This window comes from Sphingomonas panaciterrae, assembly GCF_036890205.1.
GTDB classification, from domain to species: Bacteria; Pseudomonadota; Alphaproteobacteria; order Sphingomonadales; family Sphingomonadaceae; genus Sphingomonas; species Sphingomonas panaciterrae.
Window position 1 is genome coordinate 1,161,715 of the sequence record NZ_JAKNQR010000001.1, and the last position, 20,767, is coordinate 1,182,481.

Annotated in this window: 17 protein-coding genes; 7 read left to right on the forward strand and 10 right to left on the reverse strand. The window is 67.9% G+C overall.

The window, feature by feature from the left end; translation table 11 throughout:
• Positions 1-7: 7 nt before the first annotated feature.
• Positions 8-1,216 carry an MFS transporter gene (locus L8F96_RS05685; RefSeq protein ID WP_334655483.1) on the reverse strand — a complete coding sequence of 403 codons (1,209 nt, stop codon included), beginning with the start codon at positions 1,214-1,216 and terminating at the stop codon, positions 8-10.
• A 148-nt stretch (positions 1,217-1,364) separates the two neighbouring features.
• On the opposite strand from L8F96_RS05685, the gene L8F96_RS05690 reads away from it, so the two are divergent.
• The 5 genes from L8F96_RS05690 (at position 1,365) to L8F96_RS05710 (ending at position 10,350) form a co-directional block, all read left to right on the forward strand.
• On the forward strand, positions 1,365-3,158 hold the full coding sequence (locus tag L8F96_RS05690; RefSeq protein ID WP_136452123.1) for a DEAD/DEAH box helicase: 1,794 nt from the start codon (positions 1,365-1,367) through the stop codon (positions 3,156-3,158).
• Positions 3,159-3,268: 110 nt separating this feature from the next.
• A complete protein-coding gene (locus L8F96_RS05695) occupies positions 3,269-4,273 on the forward strand; it encodes a zinc-dependent alcohol dehydrogenase family protein (protein ID WP_334655484.1) in 1,005 nt (334 codons plus the stop codon).
• Positions 4,274-4,381: 108 nt separating this feature from the next.
• Complete coding sequence (locus L8F96_RS05700) at positions 4,382-7,615, forward strand: amidohydrolase family protein (protein ID WP_334655485.1); 3,234 nt, start codon at positions 4,382-4,384, stop codon at positions 7,613-7,615.
• Positions 7,616-7,700: 85 nt separating this feature from the next.
• A complete protein-coding gene (locus L8F96_RS05705; protein ID WP_334655486.1) occupies positions 7,701-9,530 on the forward strand; it encodes a DUF885 domain-containing protein in 1,830 nt (609 codons plus the stop codon).
• 139 nt (positions 9,531-9,669) lie between these two features.
• Complete coding sequence (locus tag L8F96_RS05710) at positions 9,670-10,350, forward strand: nitroreductase family protein (protein WP_136452126.1); 681 nt, start codon at positions 9,670-9,672, stop codon at positions 10,348-10,350.
• A 131-nt stretch (positions 10,351-10,481) separates the two neighbouring features.
• Here L8F96_RS05710 and L8F96_RS05715 read toward each other — a convergent pair whose 3' ends face one another.
• Positions 10,482-11,498 carry an alpha/beta fold hydrolase gene (locus L8F96_RS05715; protein ID WP_334655487.1) on the reverse strand — a complete coding sequence of 339 codons (1,017 nt, stop codon included), beginning with the start codon at positions 11,496-11,498 and terminating at the stop codon, positions 10,482-10,484.
• A complete protein-coding gene (locus L8F96_RS05720) occupies positions 11,495-12,565 on the reverse strand; it encodes a zinc-binding dehydrogenase (RefSeq protein ID WP_334655488.1) in 1,071 nt (356 codons plus the stop codon). The genes L8F96_RS05715 and L8F96_RS05720 overlap by 4 nt, the downstream gene beginning before the upstream one ends.
• Positions 12,566-12,742: 177 nt before the next feature.
• Between L8F96_RS05720 and L8F96_RS05725 the strand changes: the two genes are divergently transcribed.
• Complete coding sequence (locus tag L8F96_RS05725) at positions 12,743-14,263, forward strand: NAD(P)/FAD-dependent oxidoreductase (RefSeq protein WP_334655489.1); 1,521 nt, start codon at positions 12,743-12,745, stop codon at positions 14,261-14,263.
• 40 nt (positions 14,264-14,303) lie between these two features.
• Here L8F96_RS05725 and L8F96_RS05730 read toward each other — a convergent pair whose 3' ends face one another.
• Together L8F96_RS05730 and L8F96_RS05735 are read right to left on the reverse strand one after the other, a co-directional pair.
• Positions 14,304-15,164 carry an SDR family oxidoreductase gene (locus tag L8F96_RS05730; RefSeq protein WP_334655490.1) on the reverse strand — a complete coding sequence of 287 codons (861 nt, stop codon included), beginning with the start codon at positions 15,162-15,164 and terminating at the stop codon, positions 14,304-14,306.
• On the reverse strand, positions 15,161-16,378 hold the full coding sequence (locus L8F96_RS05735; RefSeq protein WP_334655491.1) for an LLM class flavin-dependent oxidoreductase: 1,218 nt from the start codon (positions 16,376-16,378) through the stop codon (positions 15,161-15,163). Before L8F96_RS05735 ends, L8F96_RS05730 begins: the two co-directional genes overlap by 4 nt.
• 157 nt (positions 16,379-16,535) lie before the next feature.
• On the opposite strand from L8F96_RS05735, the gene L8F96_RS05740 reads away from it, so the two are divergent.
• On the forward strand, positions 16,536-17,204 hold the full coding sequence (locus L8F96_RS05740; protein WP_334655492.1) for a TetR/AcrR family transcriptional regulator: 669 nt from the start codon (positions 16,536-16,538) through the stop codon (positions 17,202-17,204).
• Between the two features lie 49 nt (positions 17,205-17,253).
• On the opposite strand, the gene L8F96_RS05745 is transcribed toward L8F96_RS05740, so the two are convergent.
• The 5 genes from L8F96_RS05745 to L8F96_RS05765 form a co-directional block, all read right to left on the reverse strand.
• Positions 17,254-18,576 (reverse strand): cystathionine gamma-synthase family protein, encoded by a 1,323-nt coding sequence (locus L8F96_RS05745; protein ID WP_046409749.1) that lies wholly within the window; start codon positions 18,574-18,576, stop codon positions 17,254-17,256.
• Between the two features lie 74 nt (positions 18,577-18,650).
• Complete coding sequence (locus tag L8F96_RS05750) at positions 18,651-19,085, reverse strand: hypothetical protein (RefSeq protein ID WP_334655493.1); 435 nt, start codon at positions 19,083-19,085, stop codon at positions 18,651-18,653.
• 47 nt (positions 19,086-19,132) lie between these two features.
• Positions 19,133-19,885 carry a hydroxyacylglutathione hydrolase gene (gene gloB / locus L8F96_RS05755; RefSeq protein WP_334655494.1) on the reverse strand — a complete coding sequence of 251 codons (753 nt, stop codon included), beginning with the start codon at positions 19,883-19,885 and terminating at the stop codon, positions 19,133-19,135.
• Positions 19,875-20,306 carry a VOC family protein gene (locus L8F96_RS05760; protein WP_046409745.1) on the reverse strand — a complete coding sequence of 144 codons (432 nt, stop codon included), beginning with the start codon at positions 20,304-20,306 and terminating at the stop codon, positions 19,875-19,877. The genes gloB and L8F96_RS05760 overlap by 11 nt, the downstream gene beginning before the upstream one ends.
• The gene (locus tag L8F96_RS05765; protein ID WP_046409743.1) at positions 20,306-20,764 is read right to left on the reverse strand and encodes a VOC family protein; all 459 of its coding nucleotides are present in this window, start codon (positions 20,762-20,764) and stop codon (positions 20,306-20,308) included. Before L8F96_RS05765 ends, L8F96_RS05760 begins: the two co-directional genes overlap by 1 nt.
• Positions 20,765-20,767 lie beyond the last annotated feature (3 nt).

Here is a 20,767-nt window from a genome sequence, read left to right on the forward strand (position 1 = left end):
CCTCGCCTCAGCGGCGGCTGCGCACGCCCAGCATCGCCAGCCCGCCGGCAAGCGTCAGCGCCGCCAGCACCAGCAGCACCGCGCTGAAATCGCGCGGGGTGGCGAGCATCCAGGCGAGCAGCGGCCCGAGCAGCGCGGGAAGCGTGTTGGTGAGGTTGAGCAGCCCCAGGTCACGCCCGCGATGCGCCGGGGTGGGCAGCAACTGCATGGCAAAGGCGGCGTGCAGCGCCAGGAACACCGCGGACCCGATCGCATAAGCGACAAAGGCGATCGCCGCCCAGCGCCAGTCGGGCGCCACCGCCATGCCGGCAAGCCCGATCGCTGCCAGCACTGCGCCGCCCACCAGCGCCGGCTTGCGCCGCGCCGACCGGTCCGACGCACGGCCCGCCAGCAACGCCACCGGCAGCGACAGGACGAAGCCCACCGTCAGCAATTGCCCGACGCTTGGCGCCAGCGCCGCGGCGGGGACCGTCGGCATGATGCTCTGGAAGTAGTAAAGGAGGTAAAGCGACAGCGCATTGCCGGCGACCTGCACCAGCAGCCGCGCGGCAAAGGAAATGACGATGTCCTGTCGCCGCATCATGACCACGCCGACCGGCGGTGGCGGCTGCGCGGCGATCCGCGCCCGGGTCACCAGCAGCGGGGTGACCGCCGCGCCGGTGATCGCCGCGATGATCGCCAGCCGCATCCCCTCGTTGGCCCACGCCAGCCCGACCAGCATCGCCGACACGGCGGACGCGATCGGGACCGCCGCCGCCAGCAAACCGCCCGCAACTCCCTTTTGCGCGTCGGGCACCTCGTCCGCCATGATCGCCAGCAGCGGCCCGAGCAGCGCGTTGACCGCTGCCTGGAACAATCCCACCGCCAGCATGATCGCCCACGGCGTCTGGGCCAGCACGATGCCGGCGAAGGATGCCGGCGTCGCGACCAGCCCGAACGCGATCCAGCGCCGGCGCCCGCCGCCGCGCGCGACGGAGCGGTCGCTCAGCCAGCCGAACAGGATGTTGGACGCGCTGGCGACGATCGCGCCGACGATCACGATGGCACTGAACAGCCCGATCCGCGCCTCGCCCGCAATCGGTTCGATCTTCAGCGGCAGCAGCAGCGCGAGCAGCGGCTGGTACGCGATGACGCCGCCCACATTGGCCAGCGCAAAAACCAGCAGGAAGCCGGCCGATCGCCGTTCTCCCGGCGTCAAGATGCGCGTTTGAACCATCAGATCCGCACGATTGTGCGCTTCTCCAAAAAACCGGGGCAATTGCGCCACAGGATCGCGACCCGAAAACAACGACGTGCACATTAAGCACGATCGCAGACAAACAAACCTTGCAGTGCGCGCGGAACGGACCATGTAGCGTCCAATCATGACATTTGACACACTTCCCGCGCCGCTCGCTGGCGCGCTCGCCGAGCGCGGCTATCAGGCGCCCACGCCGGTCCAGGCCGCCGTAATCGAACCGGAGGCCGCCGGCCGCGACCTCATCGTTTCCGCCCGGACGGGTTCCGGCAAGACCGTCGCCTTCGGCATGGCGATGGCATCCGAACTGCTGGGCGAGGACGATCGCATCATTCCCTCGCGTGAGCCGCACGCGCTCGTCATCGCGCCGACTCGCGAACTCGCGCTTCAGGTCAGCCGCGAGCTGATCTGGCTCTACGGTCCGACCGGCGCGCGCATCGTCACCTGCGTCGGCGGCATGGACGCGTCCAAGGAGCGCCGGAACCTCAATCACGGCGCGCATATCGTCGTCGGCACGCCCGGCCGCCTGCGCGACCATCTCGAGCGCGGCGCGCTGGAGCTTTCCGCGCTCAAGGTCGCGGTGCTCGACGAGGCGGACGAGATGCTCGACATGGGCTTCCGCGAGGATCTCGAGGAAATCCTCGACGCGACGCCCGAGACGCGCCGCACGCTCCTGTTCTCGGCCACCATGCCCAAGCCGATCGTTCAGCTGGCCAAGCGCTACCAGAAGGACGCGCTGCGCATCTCCACGGTCGAGGAAGACCGCGGCCATGGCGACATCAGCTACCAGGCCGTGGCGGTCAGCCCGTCGGACATCGAACATGCGGTGATCAACCTGCTGCGCCTGTACGAGGCGGAGACGGCGATCCTGTTCTGCGCCACGCGCGACAATGTCCGCCACCTTCACGCCAGCCTTGTCGAGCGCGGCTTTGCCGCCGTGGCGCTGTCGGGCGAGCACAGCCAGAATGAGCGTAACGCCGCGCTTCAGGCGCTGCGCGATCGCCGCGCCCGCGTCTGCGTCGCGACCGACGTCGCCGCGCGCGGCATCGATCTGCCGAGCCTCAGCCTCGTCATTCACGTCGAGCTGCCGCGCGACGGCGAGACGCTGCAGCACCGCTCGGGCCGCACCGGGCGCGCGGGGAAAAAGGGCACCGCGGTGCTCATCGTCCCCTATCAGCGCCGCCGCTGGGCCGAATCGATGCTGCGCAACGCCAAGATCCCGGTCGAATGGGTGCCGGCGCCGACGCCAGAGGACGTGCGCGCCAAGGATCGCGAGCGGCTGCTCGAACAACTGCTCGCCCCGGTCGAGGTGGAGGAAGAGGATCAGGCGCTCGCCGAGCGGTTGATGGCCGAGAAGACGCCGGAGGAAATCGCCGGTGCCCTCGTGCGCGCCTATCGCGCCGCCATGCCCGCGCCGGAGGAGATCGTCGCCGCGACGCCGGAGGCGCATCGCGCCGCCCAGCGCGAGAAGCACCGCCCCGGCTTTGACGATGTGGTGTGGTTCCGCATGAACCTCGGCCGCCGCCAGAACGCCGATCCGCGCTGGATCCTGCCGCTGATCTGCCGCCGCGGCAATCTGACGAAGAACGATGTCGGTGCAATCCGCATCGGGCCGAACGAGACGGCCTTCCAGATCCCCCGTGCGCTGGCTGCGAAGTTCCAGTCGGCCGTGGCAAAGACCGCGAGCCCCGAGGACGACGTGCTGTTCGAGGTGTCGGACCAGGCACCCTCCTCGCGCGGGGCCTCCGGGCCGCGTACCGGCAGCGCGGATCGTGCCGAAGGTCGGGCGGGACCGGGCCGTGGCCCCGCACGCGGTGGCCCGGATCGCGGTGGGCCGGGTCGTGGCAGCCCGCAAGGCGGCCCGGCGCGTTATTCCGCGACGCGCACCAAGCCGTCGGGCGGCGGTCCGCGCCGCCCCTGACCGGCGCGCGCATCGCTGCACTTTAAGCGCATCGACTTAAATCTCGTTGCACCCGTCAGCGGTGCCCATTACCCCCGGCGCAACGGCCAGGAGCGCCGGGGGAGAGATTGATGCGCACCATAAAGTTACAGAAGCCCGGCGGGCTCGACCGCCTGCAGGTCGCCGATAGCGAGCGGGTGGCGCCCGGCCACGGCGAGATCGTCGTGCGCATCGGCGCCAGCTCGCTCAACTTCCACGATTATGCCGTCGTTACGGGGATGATCCCGACCCCCGATGGCCGTATTCCGATGTCGGACGGCGCGGGCGAGGTGGTCGAGGTGGGCGAAGGCGTCCGCGAGTTCGCGGTCGGCGACAAGGTCGTCTCCACCTTCTTCCCGCACTGGATGGATGGCGAACCTGCGCTCGAATTCATGCTCGACGTCCCCGGCGACGGCGCCGATGGCTTCGCGCGCGAATATGTGACGGCGCCCGCCACCTCCTTCACCCGCGCGCCGCAGGGCTATTCGGATGCGGAGGCGGCGACGCTGACCTGCGCCGGCCTCACCGCGTGGCGCGCATTGGTCGTCAACGGCCAGCTGAAGGCCGGTGATACCGTGCTGGTGCAGGGCACCGGCGGCGTGTCGATCTTCGCGCTGCAATTCGCCAAGGCGGCCGGCGCGCGCGTCATTGCCACCTCCTCCTCGGACGAGAAGCTCGAGCGGCTGCGCAGCATGGGCGCCGACCACCTCATCAATTACAAGAGCCAGGAGAATTGGGGCGAGGTCGCGCGGGGCCTGACCGGCGGGCGCGGCGTCGACCATGTCGTCGAGATCGGCGGGTCGGGCACCATGCCGCAATCGATCGCCGCGACGCGGATCGGCGGCCATATCGCGCTGATCGGCGTGCTCGCGGGCATCGCCGGCAACGTGCCGACGATGTACGTGATGCAGGGCAATCAGCGTATCATCGGGCTCACCGTCGGCGCCCGCCGCCACCAGCAGGACATGGTCCGCGCGATCGAGGCGAACGGCATCCGCCCGATCATCGACAAGCACTTCCCGCTGGAACAGATCGCCGACGCCTTCCGCCACCAGGAATCGGGCAAGCATTTCGGCAAGATCGTGCTCGACATCTGACCGGCATGGGTGCGCGCGGGGATTGCTCCTGCGCGCACCTAAGCCATTGCACCCGGACGCCTTCGCGCATTAGGTGCGGCAATCTTATTGTCGCAATCCGGGGACATCATGAAATTCACGGCGGCTTCGCTCGTCTCTCTCGTCGCGCTTGTTGCGCACAGCGCATCCGCCCAGGCTCCGGCCGCCAAGCCCAAGTGGGACGTGAACGCCCCCGCCGGCGCCACCATTCGCGAGGTGCCGATCCGCACCAGCGAGGGCAGCTGGATGGACGTGGACGTCAGCCCCGACGGCCGCACGCTCGCCTTCTCGCTGCTGGGCGACATCTACACCATGCCGATCGCCGGCGGCACGCCGACGCGCATTGCCGATGGCCTCGCCTATGAGGTGCAGCCGCGCTTCTCGCCCGATGGCCGGCGCATCGCCTTCACCTCCGATCGTGGCGGTGGCGACAACATCTGGGTGATGAACGTCGACGGCAGCGACAAGCGGCAGGTGACGAAGGAGGATTTCCGCCTCCTCAACCAGCCGAGCTGGAGCAAGGACGGCCGCTTCATCGTCGCCAAGAAGCATTTCACCACCGGGCGCTCGCTCGGCACCGGCGAAGTGTGGATGTACCACGTCTCCGGCGGCAGCGGGGTGCTGCTGGTCAAGCGCCCCAACGAAACCCACCAGAAGGAACTGGGCGAGCCGGTGTATGCGGCGGACGGCAAGTCGGTGTTCTACACCCGCAACGTCACGCCCGGCCCGATCTTCGAATATGCGCAGGATTCGAACACCAACCTGTTCGATATCGAGCGTTATGACCTCGACACCGGCGAGGTGACCAAGGCAGTGACCGGCGCTGGCGGCGCGGTGCGCCCGACGCCGTCCCCCGATGGCAAGAAGATCGCCTTCGTTCGCCGCGAAGCGACCCGCTCGAAGCTCTACGTCAAGGATCTCGCCTCGGGCGAGGAGCGCAAGATCTACGACGATCTCGACCAGGATTCGCAGGAAACCTGGGCGGTGACCGGCGTCTATCCCAACATGGCGTGGCTCCCCGACAATTCGGGCCTCGTCTTCTGGGCCAAGGGCAAGATCCGCCGCATCAACGCCGATGGCAGCAACGCGCGCGAAATCCGCTTCACGATCAACGACACGCGCGGCATCCTCGATGCGCCGCACCCGGAAATCGCGGTCGCGCCCGATCGCTTCACCACCGCCATGCCGCGCTTCGCCAGCGTCTCGCCCGACGGGCGTCAGGTGGTGTTCGAAACGCTCGGCAAATTGTGGGTAAAGCCGGTCGCCGGCGGCGCCGCCCGCCGCCTGACCCGCGACAATGACGCCTTCGAACTGTTCCCCAGCTGGTCGCGCGACGGCAAGTCGCTGGTCTATGTCAGCTGGACCGACGATGGCCTCGGCCGGCTGCGCGTGATCGGCGCCAGTGGCGGCACGGGTCGCGACGTGACGGGCCAGCCGGGCCATTACGCGCGCCCGCGCTTCTCGCCCGACGGCAAGACGATCGTGTTCGAGCGCAGCGGCCATGGTGGCCTGACCAGCCCGAAATGGGCCGAGGATTCGGGCGTGTACCGTGTCGCGACCAGTGGTGGCGCGGTCACCCGCGTGCTGCGCGGTGCCGCCTCGCCGCAATTCGGCGCGGCCAACGACCGCATCTTCATGCTGGAGGATGAGCGCAAGGACGGAACGTCGGTGCGCCAGCTCGTCAGCACCGACCTGTCGGGGCAGGACAAGCGCGTTCACGCCAATGGCGAACTCGCGACCGATTACATCGTCTCCCCGACCGGCGAATATGTCGCCTTCCGCCAGAACTACGCCGCTTATGTCGTCCCCCTGATGCCGGGCGGGCAGACGGTGTCGCTGTCGCCCGACATCAAGACGCTGCCGGTGACGAAGGTCAGCGCGGGCGGCGCCGACTATATCAACTGGTCCACCGACGGCACGCAGCTGCACTGGAGCCTGGGGCCGACGCTCTACACCGCATCGACCGCCAGCCTGTTCCCCGCCGCGCCGCGCGGCGAAGGAACGCCCGGCTTCACCCCGCCGACCAGCGGCATCAGCCTCGCCATGGAGCAGGCGGCGGCCAAGCCGACCGGCACCGTCGCGATCACCGGTGCGCGGCTCGTCACCATGGCGGGCGAGGATGGCGGCATCATCGACGATGGCGTGGTGGTGATCCGCGGCGATCGCATCGTCGCGGTCGGCCCGCGCGCCTCCACTGCCATCCCCGCCGGCGCGACCACCGTCGATGCCGCGGGCAAGACGATCATCCCCGGTCTCATCGATGCGCACGCGCACGGTCCGGCCGGCACGGATGAGCTGGTGCCGCAGCGCAACTGGTCGATGATGCAGAACCTGGCGCTTGGCACCACCACGCTGCACGATCCGTCCAACCGCTCGAGCGAGATCTTCGCCGCGGCGGAGATGCAGCGCGCCGGCCTGATCCTCGCGCCGCGCATCTTCTCCACCGGCGAGATCGTCTATGGCGCGAAGGCCGCCGATGTGTACGCGCAGATCGACAGCCTCGACGATGCGCTGGCGCACGTCCGCCGGCTGAAGGCGCAGGGCGGCCACAGCGTGAAGAACTACAACCAGCCGCGCCGTGACCAGCGGCAGCAGGTGGTGGAAGCATCGCGGCGTGAGAACATGCAGGTCGTGGCGGAGGGCGGCTCGCTCTTCGGCCTCGACATGACTCACATCGCCGACGGCAATTCGACGCTGGAACACAATATCCCGCTCGAAACCTTCTACGATGACGTGCTTCAGTTCTTCTCGGCGTCGAAGACCAATTACACGCCGACGCTGGTGGTCAGCTACGGCGGCCTCGCCGGCGATCCGTACTGGCGCCAGGCGACGGATGTGTTCGCGCATCCGCTGCTGAAGGCGCATACCCCGCCGACGCGGCTGCTCGCCGACAACGCCCGCCGCATCAAGGCGCCCGACAACAATTTCGTCGACGACGACAATGCGCGCGAGGCGCACAAGCTGGCCAAGCGCGGCGTGCTCGTGTCGATCGGCGCGCATGGCCAGCAGGCCGGCATCGGCGCGCATTGGGAATTGTGGTCGTTCGTGCGCGGCGGGATGACCCCGCTCGAGGCGCTTCGTGCCGGCACGATCGTCTCGGCCCAGTCGCTCGGCATGGCGAAGGACATCGGCTCGCTGGAGGTGGGGAAGCTCGCCGATCTGGTGGTGCTCGATGCCGATCCCACGGCCGACATCCGCAACAGCGACAAGGTCCGCCAGGTGATGCTCGGCGGGCGGCTGTACGATGCGGCGACGCTCAACGAGGTCGCCACCGGCACGGCAAAGCGCGGCCGCTATTTCTGGGAGAATGGCGCCGCCGAGTAACCCCGGCGCCCTCCTCCACCCCATCCGCAACCCCTTGTGTTCGCCGCCCACCGGCGGCGAACGTCCGTCCCCCAGGAGTATGATCATGGATCGTCGCACCTTCCTCGGCAGCACCGGCGCTGCCGCACTGGCGACTGCCGTTCCCGCCGCCGCGCAAAAGGCCGCCGCCCCCGCCGCCGCCGGCACCAACGACCAGCAGCTGCGCACCTTGCTCGACCGTATCTTCTACGAGCGGATCGACGAGAACCCGGAGGGCGCCACTGCGCTCGGCCTCGACACTGGTGAGCGTGCGGCGCTGAAGTCGCAGCTGAACGACGGCTCGGCCGCCGGCGCGCAGAAGGATCTGGCGCGCGCGAAGCGTGAACTGGCCGCGCTGCGCCAGATCAACCCCGCCTCGCTCTCCCCCGCCGCCCGGCTGGATTACGAGGTCGTCTCCTACCAGCTCCAGCGCGGCATCGCCGGTGCCGAGAAGTTCACCTACGGCGCCAGCATGGGCCGGTTCACGCCCTACGTCCTCACCCATCTGACCGGCGCCTATCGCGAGGTGCCCGATTTCCTCGATGCGCAGCACCGTATCAAGGATGCCGCCGACGCCGACGCCTATGTCGCGCGCGTCGCCGCCTTCGCCACGGCGATCGATCAGGATAGCGAGCGGCAGCGCGCCGACGCCGCGCGCGGTGTGTTCGCGCCCGATTATGTCCTCGACACCACGCTGAAGCTGATGGGCGGGCTGCGCGATCAGCCGGCCGCCTCGACCGTCCCGGTGACGGCGCTGGCGGGCAAGCTGAAGGCTGCGAACCTCCCCGACGCGCGCGTCGCCGAAGCGACGAAGATCATGAATGAGCAGGTGTTCCCGGCGCTCGATCGCCAGCGCGCCTTGATTACCCAACTGCGCGGTCGTGCGGTCCATGACGCGGGCGCATGGCGTCTGCCCGATGGCGAGGCCTATTACGCCGCCGCGGTCGAGGCCGCGACGACGGTCGCCATGTCGGGCGAGGAAGTGCATCGCCTCGGCCTTGCCCAGGTGGCCGAGATCAGCAACCGGATCGACGGCATCCTGAAGGCGCAGGGCATGACGCAGGGCAGCGTCGGCGAGCGGCTGGTCGCGCTCAACAAGCGCCCGGATCAAGTCTATCCCAATACCGACGCCGGCAAGAAGCAGCTGGTCGCGCAGCTCAGCGCGCAGGTCGTCGCGATGCAGAAGCGCCTGCCCGAGCAATTCTCCTTCATCCCGAAGGCGCCGGTCGAGGTCCGCCGCGTGCCCAAGTCGATCGAGGCGGGCGCACCTGGCGGCTATTACCAGAACGCCTCGCTCGATGGCTCGCGCCCGGGCATCTACTACATCAACCTGCGCGACAGCTTCGATCGCCCGAAGTTCGGCCTCGCCACCCTGTCCTATCACGAGGCGGTGCCGGGCCATCACCTGCAGGTGATGACCGCGCTCGAATCGCAGGACATTCCGCTCATCCGCCGCCGCGGCGGCTTCAGCGGCTATACCGAGGGCTGGGCGCTCTATTCGGAGCAGCTGGCAGACGAAATGGGCATGTACGAGGGCGATCCCCTCGGCCAGGTCGGCTATCTCCAGTCGCTGCTGTTCCGCGCGACCCGCCTCGTCGTCGACTCCGGCATGCATCACAAGCGCTGGAGCCGCGAGAAGGCGACCGATTACTTCATCGCCACCACCGGCATCGCGCGCGGCCGCAGCCAGAATGAGATCGACCGCTACACCGTCTGGCCGGGCCAGGCGTGCAGCTACAAGATCGGCCACACCGTCTGGGCGCGCCTGCGCGACGCGGTGAAGCAGAAGCAGGGCGCCGCCTTTGATCCGCGCAAGTTCCACGCGGTGCTGCTCGACGGCGCGATGCCGCTGACCATCCTGGAACGCATGGTGACAGAGCGGATGCTGAAGGCGTAACGCCGCCCGGCCTTTCCGGGCCGCCATCTGCGCCGCCACCTACGCCACCCTCGCTAAGGAGGCAGGATCCCGTCGATCCTGCGCCTTTGCGGCGGTGGCGTTTGTGTTAGGGGTCGGGGCACATACGGGAGAGGCACCAATGCAGACCTATGACGACGTCGTGAACGGCCGCCGCAGCATTCGCGGGTTCAAGCCCGATCCCGTCCCCCGCGCGCTGATCGAGGAAGTGCTGGCGCTCGCCATGCGCTCCCCCTCCTCGCTCAACACGCAGCCGTGGAACTTCACCGTCGTCACCGGCGAACCGCTCGACCGCATCCGCCAGGGCAATACCGAGCGCAACCTCGCCGGCGTGCCCCATTCGCGCGAATTCCGGCTGGGCGAGGATTATGGCGGCGTCCACCGCGAGCGGCAGATCGAAATCGCCAAGCAATTGTTCGGCGCGATGGACATCGCGCGCGAGGACAAGGCGAAGCGGCACGATTGGGTGCTGCGCGGCTTCCGCCAGTTCGACGCCCCCGTCTCGATCGTCATCACCTATGATCGCGTGCTGCTGGGCAGTGACATCGCGCCGTTCGATTGCGGCGCGGTCACCACCGCATTGGTCAACGCCGCCTGGTCGCGGGGGCTAGGCTGCGTCATTAACAGCCAGGGGATCATGCAATCACCGGTAGTGCGCGAACATGCCGGCATCCCCGACGATCAGGTAATTCAGACCTGTGTCGCCATGGGCTGGCCCGATGACAGCTTCCCCGCCAATGCGGTCGTGTCGCGCCGCAAGCCGGTGAGCGAGGCGGCCCGCTTCGTCGGCTTCGCCGACTGACGCTCAGACGCGGTCAGAACCGGGCGCAAAACAAGAAAGAGCCTGCCGGCGATCCGAACCGACGTGGAGTGCCGCGGTTCGGCGCCGACAGGCCCAGATGAACGGGCGGGAGCCCCTCCTCCCGCCGTCGTTCAGCGCGGAAAGCGCTTGTCCATCCAGCCCAGGATCGCGCGGTTCACCTCGTCGGGATATTCCTGCTGCGTCCAATGGCCCGATTTCTCGACCAGCACCTTGTCCAGATCCGGCACGTAGCGTTCCATCCCCTCGGCCATCGCCGGGCTCAGCACCACGTCATTTTCCGCCATCACCATCAATGACGGCACCTCGACCTTCTCGACGAGGTCCGCCGAGGCCTGCCAGTTGCGTGTGAAATTGCGGTACCAGTTGATCCCGCCGGTGAAGCCGGTCGCGGCAAAGGTCTGCGCAAAGGCCGCAATCTCGTCGTCGCTCAGGAATTGCTGCTGGTCGGTCGCCGGGTCGTACAGCTTCAGCCCCTCGCCGAGCGCCAGCGTGCGCTGCTCGGCCGGCAGCTTCTCATATACCTTCAGCGTCAGCATCGGCTTGCGCATGAAATAGCGCATCGACCGTTCCGGGTCGGCGCCCAGCGCGGCATCCGCCTCGCCCGGCTTCTGGAACCAGACGATGTACATGTCATCGCCATAGACGTGGCGCATCGCGGCGATCGGATCATTCTCGCCGCGCGGCAGGAACGGCGTGTTGACCCCGATCACGCCGGCGCAGCGCTCCGGATAACGCAGCGCGAATTGCCACACGACCATCCCGCCCCAGTCATGGCCGCAGGGAATCGCTTTTTCGATGCCCAGCGCGTCCATCAACCCGGCGATGTCGGCGGTCAGGTGCTCGAGGTCATAATCCTCGACCTTCTCCGGCCGGCTGGTCAGCCCATAGCCGCGCTGGTCGGGCGCGATCGCCCAGCGCCCCGCCTTCTCGAACGCCGCCAGCTGGTGCCGCCACGAAAACGCCAGTTCGGGAAAGCCGTGGCAGAAGATGACGGGCACGCCCTCGCCCCGTGGCCCGACCTCATAATAGGCCATGCGGATGCCGTTGGTGTCGGCATATTGCACCGGCGGCATCGCCTCGGCGAGCGCGCGCGGCGCTTCCATCGCATCGTTCATCGCGGCGCTCATGCCCGCAACTCCGGCCGGACGACGACCTTGCACTGTTTCTCCGGGTCGGCCAGCGCGGCAAAGGCGGCGGCGACGTCATCCAGCCCGACCTCGTCGGTGATCGCCGGCAGCACGTCGATCCTGCCATCCGCGATATTGACCAGCGTCGCGGCAAATTCGCCCGCGGTGTAGCCAAGCACGAAACGGAAATCGATCTGCTTGTTGATGCACAGGAACGGCTCGATCTTGTCGGTTTCCATGCACACGCCGACCACGATCACCTGCGTGCCCACCGGCACCGATTCGATGATGTTCTGCAGCACGCCGGGCACGCCGACGCATTCGAACACGATCGCCTTCTTGCCGGCCTGACCGCTCATCATCGCGGCCATCCGCTCGGACGAGGTGCGCGGCACGCCCAGCTCGCTCCACTTGGTATGCGGCGATTCCTTTGCCGGATCGACGATGATGTCGGCGCCCATCTTCTCCGCCACGGCGCGCCGCGCGGGCGAGAAATCGGCCGCCACCACCGGGCCCAGCCCGCGCGATTTCAGCGCCGCGATCACCGCCAGGCCCACCGGCCCGCACCCGATGACGAGGTTCACCGTGTCCGGCCCCGCCGCCGACATAGCGACGGCATGTTCGCCCACCGCGAACGGCTCGGTCATCGCGGCCTGCACGTCGCTGAGCCCGTTGGGCACCGCGATCAGCATCGCCTCGCTCAGCACCATCTGCTCGCTGTAGCCACCGGGATAATTGTTCGAATAACCGATCGCCTCATAGCCCTGCGGCTTCATCGCGATCGGCATGGAAACGACCCGAGTCCCCGCCTTCAGCGTCTTCGCCGATCCCGGGCCATGGTCGAGGATCTCGGCGGAGAATTCATGGCCGAAGATCATGTCCTTCGACGGGTCGGTGCGCGATTTCTCGCCGGTCCGCTCGCCCAGCTCCAGCATGTTCTCGAACGAATGGACGGCATGAAGGTCGGAACCGCAGATGCCGCAGGCCAGCGTCTTGACCAGCACCTCGCCCTGGCCCGGCGTCGGATCGGGTACCTCGTCACACACCAATTGCTTGTTGCGTCTCACCACTGCGCGCATCGCGAGCCACCCTCTCCTGTCGTCCGGCCTGTTCCGGCGGATCATGCGTCGCATGGTGGCGCGCGCCCTCGTCCGGCGCAACCCTTATAATCATAACATGTTCGTATTTATTGCACGTGATCGGTATTTGGCGTATCCCGCCGCCAATCATGGTCGGAGGGACGAATGGTCGGCAACAGCGTGCCCGGCAGGCTGCAGGAACAGGTTATCGTGGTCGGCGCGGGGATTGCCGGGCTGTGCACTGCGCTGCGGCTGGGCGGCGGCACCCGCCGGCTGCTGCTGCTGGAACGTGACGACGCCCCGCCGGAGGGTGGCCCTGACGTGGCGTTCGACCAGTGGCAGCGCCGCGGCGTCGGCCAGCTGCGGCAGAGCCACGCCTTCCTCGCCCGGCTGCGCAACATCATCCGCGACGAACATCCCCAGCTGCTCGCCGATCTCTACGCCGCCGGGTGCCGCGACATCGCCTTCCCGGACATGCTGCCGCCCGCACTGCGCGCGCGCTACGTGCCCGCGCCGGGGGATGAGGATCTGACCATCATCACCAGCCGGCGCACGACGATCGAACTCGTCATCCGCCGCTATGTGGAGCAGCTTCCCGGCGTCACGATCCGCAGCGGGGTGAAGGTGCGCGAGCTGATCCAGGATCGCGACGCCTCGGGCCTGATCCACGTCACCGGGGTAATCGCCGATACCGTCAACGGGCGCGAGGAAATCCGCGCCGACGTGGTGGTCGACGCTGGCGGCAAGGCGGCCAATCTGATCGAGCAGTTGATCAAGGCCGGCGCACCGATCGGCGAGGCGGCGGAGACCGCGGGCGTGCTCTATTTCACGCGCCACTACCGCCTCCACGACGGGCAGGAGGAGCCGCCGCGCGGCGAGATCGCTGCCTCGGGCGACCTTGGCTATCTGAAGTTCGGCGTCTTTCCGGCCGACAACCATCGTTTCTCGATCACGCTGTGCGTGCCGGAGATCGAACACGGCCTGCGCCGCGCGGTGATGGACGGCGACATGTTCCAGCGCATCTGCATGGCGATGCCGGGCATGGCGCCCTGGGTCGATCCGGCGAAATCGGAACCGGTCGGCAAGGTCATCGGCATGGGCGACCTGCACAGCCGGTGGCGCAGCCTCGTCACGGACGGGCGACCGGCCGTGCTCGGCTATTTCGCGATTGGCGACGCCTTGGTGCGCACCAACCCGCTCTACGGCCGCGGCTGTTCGCTCGCCGCGGTCAGCGCTGGCGTGCTGCGCCGCGCGCTCGATTCGGGCAGCGATCCGGCGGCGCGCCTGCTGGTCTATGACGGCGGCATCCGGGCGGAGGTGAAGCCCTATTACGACCTGATGCTGAAACAGGATCGCTCCGCCATCCGCCGCGCGCGCGCGACGCTGACGCCCGGCCATCGCCCGCGCGTCAAGGCGCGCCTCGCCAAGAGCTTCCTCGACGACGGTATCACCATCGCGGCGCGATCCGACATCAATCTGATGCGCGCGATGATGCGCGGCTTCCACATGCTCGAACATCCCGAGGCATGGCTGAAACGCCCCGCCAACCTCAGCAAGGTACTGAGCTATTGGGCGCGCGGGCGACGGCGCAATGCCGCGGCCTATGCGCCCGTCCCCGGCCCGGACCGCCCCGAACTGATGGCGCGGCTGGGGCTCGATCCACAGGCGGACATGCTCGCCGCCTGACGGCAGCACGGGCGCGCGGCCTGCCCGCGCGCCCCACGCCTCATCCGGCGGTGGCGCCGATCGGGATCGGTGTCGCGGCAGCAACCTCGGCGTCGATCGTCGCAAACACTTTGCCCGCCGCCATCTCGTCGCGCGTCCGCTCCGGCTCCAGCGTCGCCATATGGTCCAGCCGCACCAGCTCTCGCGGCACGTACCAGTGCAATGTGTCGCTGTGATACGCCTCCCACACCGTCTCGGCGACCTCGCGTGGCGGAATGGCGCGGAACACGCCGGCCTTGGGCGCGCTCGCCGCCGCGCCTTCCGGCAGGATCGGCGTATCGATCAGCGCCGGCAACACGTCGGCGACGCGCACGCCATAGGGCTTCAGCTCGATCGCCAGCGCCTCGGTCAGCCCCTTCACCGCATGCTTCGTCGCCGAATAGACCGCGATCATCGGCATGCCATAGGTCGCCGACGAGGAGGATGTGGTGAAGCACAGCGACCCCGGCGTCGCCTTCAGCAGCGGGATCGCCAGATGGATGCCGGTCAGCACGCCAATGAAATTGACCTGTACCACCGCCAGCACATCATCCCACGGCTGGTCGGCGAACGGCCCGCCCCGCCCGATCCCGGCATTGTTGTAGAGCAGGTCGAGCTTGCCGTCGGTGCACGCGGCAAAGGCGTCGAGCGCCGCGCGATACGCCGCGCGATCAGTGACATCGAGCCGCTGGACGAGGCAATTGTCCGCGCCCAGCTCTTCCTTCAGCCGCGCCAGCCCCGCCTCGTTGACGTCCACCCCGCCGACGAACCAGCCTTCGCGGGCGAACAGCCGGGCGGTCTCCAGCCCCATGCCCGATGCCGCCCCGGTGATGAAGATCGCCTTGCGCCCATTGGCGCGCGCGCCCTCGCTCGCGCCGCTCATTCCGCCGCCTCCGATTTCTTGTCGAGGCCCATCGCGGCCAGGATTTCGGGGCGGATATTCTCCGTCCCCTTCTTCTGGATATGGTCCGCCAGCCGCGCGCCGACCGCCGCCTGCGCCTCGCCGATGAAGCGCGGGCGGTTCGCCGCCGCCCATTCGATCGACGCCTCGCGATTGGCATTCACCCCGTTCACCGCCGGCATGACGTAGCGCGCGATCAGCTCATAGGATTTCTTCTTGTTATCCCATTCGGCCCAATTGTGGTCCATCATCAGGAACGCGCCGAACCCGCCCGATTGCTCGCGCAGCCGTTCGATCTGCTTCACCGCATCCTCGGGCGTGCCGATCACCGCCATGCCCGAATTGACCAAGGCGTCGACCGGGTCGCTGCCATCCGCCGGGGCGAGCGGCAGCGCGGCCACCTCACGGAAATAGTACAGCCATTTGTCGAGGCCGAAGCGCACCTGCGCACGCGCCTCCTCGCGCGTCGCGGCGACATGCATCGGACCAACCAGCCGCCACTGGCTGCGCTCGACGCGCGTGCCGCTATCGGTCGCCTGCTGCTCCGCGATCGCCCAGTTGGACGCCAGCGCATTGAACCCGCCGCTTTGCGTGGCGCCGATCGACAGCAGCCCCAGGCCATGCCGCCCCGCCGCCGTCGCGCCCGATGGCGACACCTGGCTCGCGACGCTGATCTCCACCGACGGGCGGCTGTACGGCAGCATCTGCAACCGCGCCTCGTTCAGCTCGAACCAGTCGGTCTTCTTCGTCACCTGCTCACCGCGCAGCAGCGGGACGAGCACGTCGATCGCCTCGTCCATCCGGTCGCGCTGCTTGGCGACGGGAATGCCCATCATGAACGCGTCCGACGGCAGCGCGCCCGGCCCGACGCCGAACATCACGCGCCCGCGGGTGATATGGTCCAGCTGGTTGATCCGGTCCGCCAGCATCAGGGGGTGGTGATACGGCAGCGACGACACGCCGGTCCCCAGCCGGATGTGCCGCGTACGCTCCGCCACGGTGGCGATGAACAATTCGGGGCTGGCGATCAGTTCGTAGCCGGCCGAATGATGCTCGCCCAGCCACGCCTCATCATAACCCAGTTTGTCCATGTGGACGACGAGATCCAGGTCGCGCTCCAGCGCCAGCGTCGGGTTCTCGTTCAACGGGTGGAAGGGCGCAATGAACGCCCCGAAGCGAATCCTCTCTCCCGCCATCTCTTCTCTCCTCCTGCCCTGTTTGGCGGCGATGCTACGCCGCGCCACCGGCGGAAGCCAAATGGATTCTGCAACATGTTATGATAATTTGCCCCGGCGCGGCGTTGCGGCTAAGGGTCGGGGTGCCTAGGGTCGATGCCATGCAGAGGAATTACGGATGAGCCGCCGCGAGGAGGCGAAGGCTGAGCGTCGCCACCGCATCATCGCGGCCGCGCGCGATCTGATCAAGGAAACCGGCGACACCGGGCTGTCGATGCGCGCCATCGCGGCGCGCGCCGGCGTGTCGCTCACCACGCCCTACAATCTGTTCGGCTCGAAACGCGCGATCGTCATCGCCTTGCTGGAGGACGTGCGCGAATTCCACGAACGCTTCTCGCAATTGCGCAGCGTCGGCCCGGTCGACCGCATCTTCCAGGCAGTGTCGATCACCATCGCCTATCTCGCCGACGACCCCGATTTCTACCGCACCCTGTGGACCGAGGCGCTGCGCTTCGACAGCAAGGAATTGCGCGGTGAGCTTCAGTCGCCGCAGCGCTACGGTTTCTGGTTCTCGCTCCTGGGGGAGGCGCGCAACGAAGGCGCGCTGCTGCCGGGGCTGGAGCTTGATCCGCTGCTCCACGCGCTCGACGGCGTCTATGTCGCCGCGATGCTCGCCTGGGTGCTCGGCGCGATCGAGGTGCAGGAGATTGAGGCGCATGTCAGCTACGGCTATGCGCTGGTGCTGCGCGGCGCGGCGACGCCCGAATATAGAGCCGCAATCGAGGAAAAGCTGATGGGCTATCAGCGCGACCTGATGACGCTGCGCCCCGCAATCGCCGCCGCCTGAAACCATTCGGGCGCCGCCCCGGCCGCGGCCGGGGCGACGCCCTTCTGGCTTACGCCTTGATCGCGGCCAGTGCCTGGTCGAAATCGGCGATCAGGTCATCGGCATCCTCGACGCCGATCGAGATGCGCACCAGATTGTCGGTGATGCCCAGCGCCGCCTTGCGATCATCGGCGACCGACAGGTGAGTCATCCCCGCCGGGTGGCTCGCCAGCGTCTCGGTGCCGCCCAGGCTCACCGCCAGCTTGGCGATCTTCAGCGCGTCGAGGAACGCGAACGCCTCCGGCTCGCCGCCCTTCAGGTACAGCGAGAAGGTCGAACCCGCGCCGCTGCAATGGCGGCGATAGATGTCGGCCTGGCGCTTGTCCTCGCCCCGCTCCAGGAAGCCGAGGTAGCCGACCTTCTCGACCTTGGGATGCGCGGCCAGGAATTCGCACACCTTGGCGGCATTCTCGCCCGCCCGGCTCATGCGCAGTTCCAGCGTCTCGAGGCTGCGCAGCAGCATCCACGCCGTATTCGGGTCGCAGATCGTGCCGATCGTGTTGCGCATCAGCCGGATGGTGTTGATGTGCTCCTTCGATCCCAGCACGCCGCCCGCCACCAGGTCCGAATGGCCGCCGGCATATTTGGTCAGCGAATAGACGACGATGTCCGCGCCCTGCTGCAGCGGCTTGGCCCACAGCGGCCCCAGGAACGTGTTGTCGATCGCGATCGGCGGCTTGTTCTCGCCGGTGAAGATCGCGTCACGGCTCGCCGCGACCGCTTCCACGTCGACCAGCGCGTTGGTCGGGTTGGCCGGGCTTTCGAGATAGATCAGCGCGACATTGCCGGTCGCAGCCTCGGTCAGCACCGCGTCGATCTCCTCGCGCGTCGCACCGGCCGGGAAGTCGAGCCACTTCACGCCGAACTTGCCCAGGATTCGCGCGATCAGCGTCTCGGTCGCCGCATAGAGGGGCCCCGAATGGACGATCGTGTCGCCCGGCTTGGTCATCGACAGGAACAGCGTGGCGATGGCGGACATGCCGCTGGAGAAGGTCAGCGCATCCTCGGCATCTTCCCACACGCTCAGCCGGTCTTCCAGGATCTCCTGGTTCGGCCCGTTGAACCGCGAATAGACGAGGCCCTCGGCCCCGCCCGGGCGCTTGCCCGTCACACCCTCGAAATGGCGCTTGCCGGCAGCGGCATTGGGGAAGACGAAGGTGGAGGTGAGGAAGATCGGCGGCTTCAGCGCGCCTTCGGACAGCGCCGGATCATAGCCGTGGCCCATCATCAGCGTCGCCGGCTTCAGCTTGCGCCCGCCGATCTCCTCGACCGCCGCCTTGGGTGAGACGCGCGGGGCGACGCCGGTCAGGTCGGCTTCGGTTTCCTTGGTCATTCAGTAACTCCGGTCGGTGGCAGGTTGATCGCCACCTTGCCGGCAGTCTTACGGCCGGTGGCCTCATCCCGCCATCATTTGGCGACGTAAGGGGTGAAGGCGCCGATGACGCAGCTGCCGGTCGGGAAACGCGCCGTGCGATCGACCGTTTCCGCAATGTCACCGCGGCACAGCCGGGGGCCGAACTGGCGCGTGACCAGCATGTCGCCGCGCGCCACGCCCTCGCACCCGCCGTTGGTATTGCTGACATAGATGCGGTTGCGCCCTTCGCGATAGACCAGCTTGTCGCCGATCGCGCGCAGCGAGATGGTGCGGAACCGCGTGTCGATGCAATCGACCTGCGGCTGCGGGGTCAGCCGCGCGAGGTCGCGTTCCAATTGCGCACGATCGCGCTCCTGCGGGCCGGGGCGGTCGGCGGCGGCCCCGGTCGCACAGCCAGTGGCGGAAACGGCGGCGGCCCCGGCCATCGCGGCAAGCGCAAAGGTTGTCAGCACCCTGGCCATCGTCATCCCTCCATGCTCGCGCGCAGGTTTGTCCTGTCGCGCCACCAACGTTTCTACCCGCGAAAACTATCCTTCGCCGCTCGTAGTTCACCCAGTCGCGCGGCGCTGTCCGCGCGCAGGAAGGGATTGGTCGCCAGCTCCTCGCCGATGGTGGTCGGGATCGTCGCCTCGCCCGCCGCACGCGCCGCATCCACCCGGCCCATCCGTTCACGGATCGCCTCATTGTCGGGCTCGGCGACCAGCGCATAGCGGCCGTTCGACTGGGTATATTCATGCCCGCAATAGACGCGCGTCGCCGGCGGCAGCGTGGCATAACGCTGCATGTTGCCGAACATGTCGTCCGGCGTGCCCTCGAACAACCGGCCACAGCCCATCGCGAACAATGTGTCGCCAGTGAAGATCGCAGCGTCATCGGCAAAGTGGAAGGCGACATGTCCCTGCGTATGCCCGGGCACCCGCATCACCGCCGCGCGATGCGCGCCCAGCGTCACCACATCGCCTTCGCCCACGCCATGGTCGATCTGCCCGATCTTCTCGCGCTCCGCCTCCGGCCCGGTGATCCGCGCACCGGTCGCCGCGACGATCGCACCATTGCCGCCGACATGATCGGGGTGCCAGTGCGTGTTCCAGATGTCGGTGATCGTCCACCCGCGCGCCGCCGCCGCATCCAGCACCGGCTGCGCCTCGCCCGGATCGATCACCATCGTCGCGCCCGATGCGGGGTCGTGGACCAGCCAGCTGTAATTGTCGCTCAGCACCGGCACGCGCACGATTTCCAGCGCCCCCGTCGCTGCTTCAGCCGGCACCCTCTCCTGTGACAATGGCATCATAGCCCCTTTCATTGAATTCGATCAGGCAGAAACCGTGGCCGAACGGATCGGCAAAGCCCGCGATCCGGCCATAGGGTGCCGCACGCACCCCCGTCTCGTCCACCGCCCCCGCCGCGATGGCGGCCGCGCGCGCCGTGTCGAGGTCATCCACCGCAATGTCGAAATGCACCGGCGTCCAGTGCCGGCGATAATCGCGGCGCGCTGGCGAGGCATCGCTCGCCACGCTGCCGTCGGCCTGTTCCAGCAGATAGAGCGGCGCTTCCAGCCCGAGCAGCTCGACCGCGCCTGCCCCGATCCGCCGCCCGACCCGAAGGCCGAGCGCGCGGCAATAGAAAGCCTCTGCCCGCGCGAGATCGGGAACGTCGAGGTTCACGATCAGTCGCGCGGGCGCGGGCATCACCAGGTCCCGGTATTCGGCATCGACGCCCAGGGTTCCTGCGGCGGCTTCGGCCCGTTCAGCTGCAGCAGCTCGATCGAGATGCCGTCGGGCGTCTTCACGAACGCCATGTAACCGTCCCTCGGGGGGCGGTGGACGGTATAGCCGGCGTCGAGCACCGCCTGGCACGTCGCGTAGATATCGTCGCAATCATAAGCGAGGTGCCCGAAATTGCGCCCGCCGGTATATTCCTCCGGCGCGCTGCCATCCTCCGGCGGCCAGTTATAGGTCAGCTCCACCTCGGCATGGGCGCGCTCGCCCGGCCCGCGCATGTCGTCCGGCGTGGCGAGGAAGATCAGCGTGAACCGCCCCGCCTCACTCTCGGTACGGCGCACTTCCTTCAGGCCCAGCACCTCGAAGAATTTGATCGTCTCTTCCGGGTTGGTGACCCGGATCATGGTGTGCAGATAGCGCATCAATCC